Annotated in this window: 6 protein-coding genes; 4 read left to right on the top strand and 2 right to left on the bottom strand. The window is 74.0% G+C overall.

The window, feature by feature from the left end:
• Window positions 1–441: 441 nt before the first annotated feature.
• Entirely contained in the window at window positions 442–720 is a 279-nt protein-coding gene (locus K7640_RS29635; RefSeq protein ID WP_222958252.1) for an SCO4848 family membrane protein, read from the bottom strand.
• A 102-nt stretch (window positions 721–822) separates the two neighbouring features.
• Here K7640_RS29635 and K7640_RS29630 point away from each other — a divergent pair, with 102 nt between their 5' ends.
• From K7640_RS29630 to K7640_RS29615, 4 genes are all read left to right on the top strand, one after another.
• A complete protein-coding gene (locus K7640_RS29630) occupies window positions 823–1,263 on the top strand; it encodes a PRC-barrel domain-containing protein (RefSeq protein ID WP_222958251.1) in 441 nt (146 codons plus the stop codon).
• A 290-nt stretch (window positions 1,264–1,553) separates the two neighbouring features.
• A complete protein-coding gene (gene trpS, locus K7640_RS29625; RefSeq protein ID WP_222958250.1) occupies window positions 1,554–2,612 on the top strand; it encodes a tryptophan--tRNA ligase in 1,059 nt (352 codons plus the stop codon).
• Window positions 2,613–2,890: 278 nt separating this feature from the next.
• Complete coding sequence (argS, locus tag K7640_RS29620) at window positions 2,891–4,609, top strand: arginine--tRNA ligase (protein WP_222958249.1); 1,719 nt, start codon at window positions 2,891–2,893, stop codon at window positions 4,607–4,609.
• Window positions 4,610–4,686: 77 nt separating this feature from the next.
• On the top strand, window positions 4,687–7,461 hold the full coding sequence (locus K7640_RS29615) for a hypothetical protein (RefSeq protein WP_222958248.1): 2,775 nt from the start codon (window positions 4,687–4,689) through the stop codon (window positions 7,459–7,461).
• Between the two features lie 60 nt (window positions 7,462–7,521).
• Here the strand turns inward: K7640_RS29615 and K7640_RS29610 are convergent, their stop codons facing one another.
• Window positions 7,522–8,343, bottom strand: coding sequence for an isocitrate lyase/phosphoenolpyruvate mutase family protein (locus K7640_RS29610; RefSeq protein ID WP_222958247.1), 822 nt, complete (start codon window positions 8,341–8,343; stop codon window positions 7,522–7,524).
• Between the last annotated feature and the right edge of the window lie 118 nt (window positions 8,344–8,461).

Raw genomic sequence — 8,461 nt, 5'->3', positions numbered from 1 at the left:
CCCGCCGCTCTCGCGCCGGGCACTTTTACTACGTTACCTCACCGTCTCCGCCGTGTCAAACCGTGTGTCCCGGTCTGTCGTGCTTCGTGCGGGTTGGCTCCGCTGAGCACGCGCAGCGGCGAACCACTGCGCTTGATCATCGGATTTGGCAGCCCGGCCGCCGCGGTCTCCCGCGAGCTCGCCCGGTGCGCTGCCGGTCGTAAACACTACCCGGTCGCTTCCGCTCTGCCAAATCCGCCCTGCGGCGTTTCGGCGAGCCCCGCCCGGTCCGGGTCCGGCAGGAACTGGTGCCCCTGTCTGACCCGGTGCCAGTCCGGTGCGGCGCTCCCGGGCTCTCGTCCCGTTTGCCCCGTTCCGCGCTGGCAGAGAGAAAGTTACGCGTCTGCGGGTTTGAACGTCAAATCCGTGGGTAGCGGCCCGCGTCACATGATCTGCGTAGGGCTATCTTGCCTGGTCAGCGACGCGCTCCGCCGCGTGCCGCCGGCGCGTGGAGCGCCAGCCGCGTACGCCGAGCACGCCAACCGTGGTGCCGATGGCGAGGGAGGCGCCGATCAGCAGGGCGTGCACCCACAGGAACCCGGTCGGCGAGCCGGCGCCGACCGTGCCGGCGGACCAGGCGCGCGGGTCGTTCCAGATGGCCACCGCGAACCTCGGCCAGATCACCCAGGTCCACACCCCGACTCCGACGAGGAAGAGCGACCAGCCACGCGACAGCACCATGGCTGGCCAGTATGCCAGCGGCGGCGACCGCGACGGTTGTTTCCGGTTTTCGCCGGCCGGGCACTGTTCCAGGTCCAGGACGACGACTGGAGGTAGGTCATCATGCAGCCGTTCAATCCGTGGGCCTGGCGCGACCCGGCCGCACTCGCCGGCGGCTACGACCAGACCAGGCCGGGCGACGTGCCGGCGCAGCGGACGGATGGTTCCGACGGGCCCGACGCTCCCGGCCCGGGCACCCCGGTGGACCTGGTCGGTTACCGGGTCGAGGCGACCGACGGCCGGATCGGCTCGATCGACGAGGCGAGCGACGAGGCGGACGCCCGCTACCTGGTGGTGGACACCGGCCCGTGGATCTTCGGCCGGAAGGTGCTGCTGCCGGCCGGCACGGTGGACCGGGTCGACCACCTGGAGCGGGCCGTCCACGTGGACCGCACCCGGGAGCAGGTCAAGGACTCGCCGGCCTTCGACCCGGCCGAGTTCGCCCACTCCGACTACCGGCGGCAGGTCGGCAGCTACTACGAGGAGAGCTACCGGCAGGGCTGAACCGGGAGCCGCGGAGCGGCTACCGTGTCAGGCATGGTCCGGTCGAGCAGCTGCGCCCCGGAGACCGCGGACGGTCTCCGGGCGGCTGCCGCGCCGGTCGCCCCGGGCCGTCCCCATGACGGTCGGGAGCAGATCCTCGACGTCCTTCGTGCCGGTGGGCTGCGGTTCCGCGCCGGCGGGCGATGGCGGCGCTCGTTCTGACGAGCTGATTCCGCCGATCCGGGTCCAGCCGGGTCGTTCCCGCGCGCCCGCGCGCCCCACTCACCGTCGCACACGAAAGGCGTACGACCATGTCCGCAGCACGGATGCTCACCGGTGACCGCCCGACCGGGCGGCTGCACCTCGGCCACCTCGTCGGCAGCATCGCCAACCGGGTGCGGTTGCACCAGCGGTACGAGAGCTTCTTCATCATCGCCGACCTGCACATGCTGACCACCCGGAACACCCGCGAGGACATCGAGCGGGTCGCCCACAACGCCCGGGAGATGGTCACCGACGTCCTCGCCGCCGGCGTCGAGCCGGACCGGGCCACCTTCTACCTCCAGTCGGCGCTGCCCGAGGTGGGCGACCTCAACACGCTGCTCCAGAACCTGGTCACCGTGCCCCGGCTGGAACGGGTCCCCTCGCTCAAGGAGATGGCCCGGGACGCCGGGCGGGAGGAGATGCCGTACGGGCTGCTCGGCTATCCGGTCCTCCAGGCCGCCGACATCCTCTGCGTGAAGGGGCAGGTGGTGCCGGTCGGCCGGGACAACGCGGCGCACGTCGAGGTGACCCGGGAGATCGCCCGGCGCTTCAACCACCTCTACGGCGAGGTCTTCCCGGTGCCCGAGCTGATCATGTCGGAGACGCCCACCCTGGTCGGCACGGACGGCGCGGGCAAGATGAGCAAGAGCCGGGGGAACGCCGTCGCGCTCGCCGACGACGCCGCCACCGTGCGCCGCAAGGTGCTGGGCATGTACACCGATCCGAACCGGATCCGGGCCGACGTGCCCGGCACGGTGGAGGGCAATCCGGTCTTCGCGTACCACGACGTGTTCAATCCGGACCGGGCTCAGGTGGCGGAGCTGAAGGAGCGCTACCGGGCCGGCCGGGTCGGCGACGTGGAGGTCAAGGAGGCCCTCGCGGTCGCCCTCAACCGCTTCCTCGACCCGATCCGGGAGCGGCGGGCCCGGTTCGCCGACCGGCCCGGCCTGGTCGACGAGCTGATCCACACCGGCACCGAGCGGACCCGCGCCGAGGTACGCCGCACGCTCGTCGAGGTGCGCCGGGCGATGGGCCTGACCGGCACGTACACCCGGATCCGGCGGCGGGCCGAGCGGCACGGCAAGGCCACCGCCACGCCGGCCTGACTTTCGGCGTACGCCGGCCGCCCGGTCCGGAACGGCCTTGCGCCGCACCCGGGCCGGGCGGCTAGGGTGTCGCCATGACCAGCCCGCAGCCGCACCTGCCGACGTCCTCCGACGTCCAGCTCGGCGCGCTGCGACGCCGGCGGTCCCGCAACCGCCCGCGCTGAGCACCCGCTCCCTGCGACCGGCGGATCGAGCCGCCGGTCACCCCCGTACGCCTCGGTCCGCCCGCATCCCAGTCGGAGATCCGCGAGACGGATCCGCACGAGATCGGCGTACCGATGGATTGTGAAAAGCTGCTCACCGACCGGCTGGCGCCGGCGTTCGCGGCCGTGGCCGGCGGCCCGGTCGACCCGGTGGTCCGGCGCTCGCAGCGCGCGGACTTCCAGTCCGACGCGGCGTTGGCGCTGGCCCGGCGCCTCGGCCGGCCGCCGCGGGAGATCGCCGCGGCGGTCCTGGACCGCGCGGAGCTCGGTGACCTGTGCGCGGTCGCGGAGGTGTCCGGTCCGGGCTTCGTCAACCTGACGATCTCCGACGCCGCCCTGGCCCGGATGGTCACCGCGCTGGCCGGGGATCCGCGGCTCGGGGTGCCGGCCGTCGCCGGCCCGGAGACCGTGGTGGTCGACTACTCGGCGCCGAACGTGGCCAAGGAGATGCACGTCGGGCACCTGCGGTCGACGGTGATCGGCGACGCGGTGGCCCGGCTGCTGGCGTGGCGGGGGCACCGGGTGGTGCGGGCCAACCACCTGGGCGACTGGGGTACGCCGTTCGGCATGCTCATCGAGCACCTGGTCGACCTGGGGGAAGCGGAGGCGGCCGAGGAGCTGTCGATGGGTGACCTGGACTCGTTCTACCGGGCGGCCCGGGCGAAGTTCGACGCCGACGAGGGGTTCCGGGACCGGTCCCGGCGGCGGGTGGTGGCGTTGCAGGGCGGCGACGCGACCACGCTGCGGCTGTGGCGGCTGCTGGTGCAGCAGTCCGAACGGTACTTCCTCACCGTCTACGACCTGCTGGACGTCACCCTCACCGCGCGGGACTTCCGGGGCGAGAGCAGCTACCACCAGCTGCTCGCCCCGGTGGTCGACGAGTTGGACCGGCTCGGCCTGCTGCGGGAGAGCGCGGGGGCCGCCTGCGTCTTCCCGCCCGGCTCGGTGGGGCGGGACGGGGCGCCGCTGCCGCTGATCGTCCGCAAGTCCGACGGCGGGTACGGCTACCCGGCGACCGACCTGGCGGCGCTCCGGCAGCGGACCGGGGAACTGGGCGCCACCCGGCTGGTCTACGTGGTCGGCCTGCCGCAGCGGCGGCACTTCGAGATGGTGTTCGGGGTCGCCCGGCAGGCCGGTTGGCTCGCCCCGCCGGCCCGGGCGGAACACGTCGGGTTCGGTTCCATCCTCGGCGCGGACGGGCGGATGCTGCGCAGCCGGGCGGGCGGGTCGGTGAAGCTGGTGGCGCTGCTGGCGGAGGCGGTGTCCCGGGCCACCGCGCTGACCCGGGAGCGGAACCCGGAGCTGGACGCGGCCGAGGCGGCCGAGGTGGGCCGGGCGGTGGGCATCGGCGCGGTGAAGTACGCCGACCTGGCCAGCGACCGGCACCGCGACCACGTGCTGGACTGGGAGCGGATGCTGTCCCTGGACGGGAACACCGCGCCCTACCTCCAGTACGCGTACTCCCGGATCCGGTCGATCTTCCGGCGGGCCGGGGCGGCGGCCCGGCCGGAGGCCCCGGTGCCGCTGGCCGAGCCGGCCGAGCGGGCGCTGGCGTTCGAGCTGGTCGGCTTCGCGACCGTGGTCGCCGAGGTGGAACGCACGCTGGAGTTCCACCACCTGGCCGGCTACCTGCACCGGCTGGCCACCAGCTTCAACGCCTTCTACGAGCGCTGTCCGGTGCTGCGGGCCGAGCAGCCGGTGCGCGACGGCCGGCTGCTGCTGGCCGAGCTGACCGGGCGGGTGCTCCGGCAGGGGCTTGACCTGCTGGGCATCCGTACCCCGGAACGGATGTGACCGCCCCCCGCGAGCCGTCCCGGCGTGCGATCCTCTTCGCCGGGCGGTGATCCCGCCCGTCCACCATGGGGAGACGAATGAAGCTTTTCTCGGGCGCTGGCCGGCGGGCGGTTTCGCTGGTCACCGCGGCGGTTCTCGGCTGCGCGGCGGCGGTCGGCCCGGCGGTCGGGCCGGCCGCCGCGGCGGTGCCGGCACCGACCGGCCTCACCACCGCCGGGCAGCCGTGCGCCACCGCCGCGCCGGGGCCGTACCTGAGCCCGGCCCGGCTCAACGACGCCCACGCCGTGGTGCTGCGCGGCACCTTCGACCGTACGGGGGCCGGTGCCGCGCCGCGGGCCGACTTCCAGGTGTGGGACGTCGCCGACCCGGCGCACCCGCAGCAGTGGCTGCGCGACGTGGGCGAGCGCAGCGACGAGGTCTACGTCCAGCTCGAGGACCCGTCGAAGCAGCTCGACGGCGTCACGTACGCCTGGCGGGTGCGGGTCCTCGACGGCGCGGACGCCTCGCCGTGGAGCGGCACCTGCCACTTCACCGTGGACCGCACCGGCGGCCCGGAGCCGACCGTCACCTCCGCCGACTATCCCGCCGGCGACTGGGACCGGGCCAGCGGCGCGGTCGACACGCCGGGGAACTTCACGTTCACCTCGGCGTCCGACGACACGGTCAGCTACCGCTACCGGTTCTACTCCTCGGAGCTGTCCGACGAGGCCACCTGGGAGACGGTGGACGCCGAGCGGCTGGGTGGCCCGGCGACCGTCCGGTGGGCACCCCGCGCCGCCGGCTACCACTCGCTCCGGGCGTACGCCGTCGACCGGGCGGGCAACTCATCCAGCTACCTCGACTACTACTTCGTGGTGCGGGAGACCCGGCCGGCGGTCTACTCGGCCGCGTACCACGACCTGAGTCCGAACCTGGATTACAACGTCGGCGTTCCCGGCGCGTTCGACTTCACGGCCACGGTCGCCGACACGGTGTCGTTCGTCTGGCGGATCGACGGCGGCGGGCCGTCCGGCACCGTGCCGTTGACCTCCGGCCGGACGGTGACGGTGCTGATCGCCCCCACCCATGCCGGACGGCAGACCCTCTATGTCCACAGCGTCACCCGGGACGGCACGGTCCACCCCGACCGCGCCTACTCGTTCGTCGTCGACAACGGCCCGACGGTCACCGGCGACCCGGGGACCGTGACGGTCGGGTCGTCGCTGCGCTTCCGCCTCACCCCCCGGGCACCGGAGGTCACGGCGTACGTCTACTGGTCGGAGTACCTGAGCCTGGAGGAGCGACCGGTCACCAAGGTCACCGTCCCGGCGCGGGCGGACGGCACCGCGGACCTCACCTGGACGGCCACCGAGTTCGGCCTCAGGGGCCTGCGCATCCAAAGCCGGAGCGCGGACGGCACCCTCTCCGAGCCCCGCTTCCACGGGATCACGGTCGACGGGGCGATGCCGACGCTGACCCGCACCGGCGGCGACGTCGTCGGCACCCCGGCCACCTTCCGGGCCAGCACGCGGATGGCGAACGTCACCGACTACGTCGTGGTGTTCAACGGCGCCGAGGCCAGCAAACGAACCTACCGGGCGGCGGTCGACGGCTCGGTCACCTTCGCCTACACGCCGACGACGCCCGGCTTCAACTCGCTGAGCATCGTCGCCCGCAACGCCGCCGGGGTGCAGACGGAACGCGCCGGGGAAGCCTGGTCGGCCACGAACGGCCCGCTGATCAGCTCGACCCACTTCCCGCTCAACGGCACCGGCCGGCTCGCCCCGGGCGTCTTCACCTTCCATCCCCGGGTGCCGGGAGCGACCGCGTACGAGTACTCGGTGAACTGGTCGCCGTACACCCGGATCGCGGCCCGCACCGACGAGAGCGGCACCCTCACCTGGACGCCGCCGGCCGCCGGCGAATACCTGCTGAACGTCCGGAGCGTCAAGGCCGACGGCACCCGCTCGATGTCCGTCGGGTACGGCTTCACGGTCGCGGCGCTGCCCCCGCCGCCGGTGACGGCCCTCAAGGCGATCGGCGGGGTCGGCTCGGCCGCGCTGTCCTGGACGTTGCCGGCCATCCTCGACGTGGACCAGGTGATCGTGCGGCGGGCCACCGGCACCACCGCGCCGTCCTCGCCGACCTCGGGCACCGCGGTGTACGCGGGCACCGGCCGGAGCGTGACGGCGACCGGGCTGGCGTCGGGCTCCACGTACACCTTCCGGTTCTGGGTGCGGGACCGCGGCGGCCGGTACAGCACGGTCGCGCCCTCGGTGCGGCTGACCGGCACCCGGACCACGGTCGGCAGCAACGTCACGGCGCTGGCCTACGGCTCGGCGGTGACGGTCACCGGCAAGCTGGTCCGCGCCGACACCGGCGCCGCGATCGGCGGCGCGGCGGTGCAGCTGTACGGCCGGCGCAAGGGCACCACCACCTGGACGCTGATCGCCACCGCGACCAGCAACAGCTCCGGCAACCTGGCCTACAGCCACAAGCCGTCGTGGAGCCTCGACTACAAGTGGGTCTACCGCAACTCGACCAGCTACCAGGGGTCGGAGAGCACCCTGCGCACGGTGGGGGTGAAGACCACCATCTCGGTGTCGCTGTCGCGGACGTCCGTCGCCCTCGGCGGGTCGGTCACGCTGTCCGGCAAGGTCTCCCCGTCCCACGCCGGGAAGTACGTGTACCTCCAGCGGTACGTCAACGGTCGGTGGACCACGGTGGCCAACCGGACGCTGTCGTCGACGAGCACCTACTCGTTCGCCGTCAAGCCGTCCGCGCGGGGCACCTACACCTACCGGGTGCACAAGCCGGCCGACACCGACCACCTGGCCGGCTACAGCGTCACCCGCGCCTTCAAGGTCACCTGACCCGTCGCCGGGTGGTCCCCCCGTGGCAGCGGCGGAGGGACCACCCCGGCGAGGGCGGGGTCAGTGGGTCACGGCGGGGTCCGCCGCCATCAGCCCGTCCAGCTCGGCGAAGTCCAGGGCGCCGTCGAGCCCCCGGTAGCTTCCGGCGGCCAGCAGCTCCCGGGCGGCCCGCCGCGCCGCCGCGTACGCGGCCAGCGCGATCGCCGGGCCGACGCTGACCCGGGCGACGCCCAGGCCGGCCAGCTCGCCGACCGACGGCGACCCCGGCCCGGCCATGACGTTCAGCGGCACCGGGATCCCGGCGGCGAGCGCCGCGATCGGGTCGGGGTCCGCCACGCCGGGGACGAAGATCCCGTCCGCGCCGGCGGCGACGTAGGCCGCCGCCCGCTCCAGCGTGTCGCGCAGCCGGGTGGCGGGATCGCCGAGGGACAGCAGGTACGTGTCGACCCGGGCGTTGACGAACAGCGCCGGACCGCCGGCCTTCCGGGCCGCCGCGTTCCGTGCCGCGTGTTCGGCGACCGGCCGCCGGCCGTCCTCCAGGTTCACCCCCACCGCCCCGGCGTCCCGGACCCGGCGGATCGTCCCGCCGACCCCGGCGGGATCGGCCGCGTACCCGTCCTCGATGTCGGCGGTGACCGGCACGCCGACCGCGGCGGCCACCCGCGCGATCAGGTCGAGGGCGCGCTCGGGGCCCAGCGCTCCGCCGTCGCTCGCGCCCGCGCTCCAGGCGACGGCTGCGCTGGTGGTGGCGATGGCGGTCGCCCCGGCCTGCGCGATGAGCCGGGCGCTCGCGGCGTCCCAGGCGTTGGGCAGCACCAGCGGTTCGCCGGGGCGGTGCAGGGAGCGGAAGCGACGGGCCTGTTCCTGGTACGAGTTGGTCATGGGCCCAGCGAACCGCTTCGCGGGTGCCGGGTCTGGCGGTTCTCGGACGGCACCGTCGGCGGGTGCGACCCGGCCGGGGACGTGCGGCGGGGCCGCCGCGGCGCGGCGGGCGCCCCCC

The organism is Micromonospora sp. PLK6-60 (genome assembly GCF_019890675.1).
Lineage (GTDB): Bacteria > Actinomycetota > Actinomycetes > Mycobacteriales > Micromonosporaceae > Micromonospora.
The sequence above is the reverse complement of the archived record's forward strand: the minus strand, read 5'-3'. Positions and strand labels throughout refer to the sequence as shown.

Coding starts and splice junctions, on each gene's coding strand:
- trpS (WP_222958250.1), top strand. CDS start 1,554: ATGTCCGCAGCACGGATGCTCACCGGTGACCGCCCGACCGGGCGGCTG.
- K7640_RS29630 (WP_222958251.1), top strand. CDS start 823: ATGCAGCCGTTCAATCCGTGGGCCTGGCGCGACCCGGCCGCACTCGCC.
- K7640_RS29615 (WP_222958248.1), top strand. CDS start 4,687: ATGAAGCTTTTCTCGGGCGCTGGCCGGCGGGCGGTTTCGCTGGTCACC.
- K7640_RS29635 (WP_222958252.1), bottom strand. CDS start 720: ATGGTGCTGTCGCGTGGCTGGTCGCTCTTCCTCGTCGGAGTCGGGGTG.
- argS (WP_222958249.1), top strand. CDS start 2,891: ATGGATTGTGAAAAGCTGCTCACCGACCGGCTGGCGCCGGCGTTCGCG.
- K7640_RS29610 (WP_222958247.1), bottom strand. CDS start 8,343: ATGACCAACTCGTACCAGGAACAGGCCCGTCGCTTCCGCTCCCTGCAC.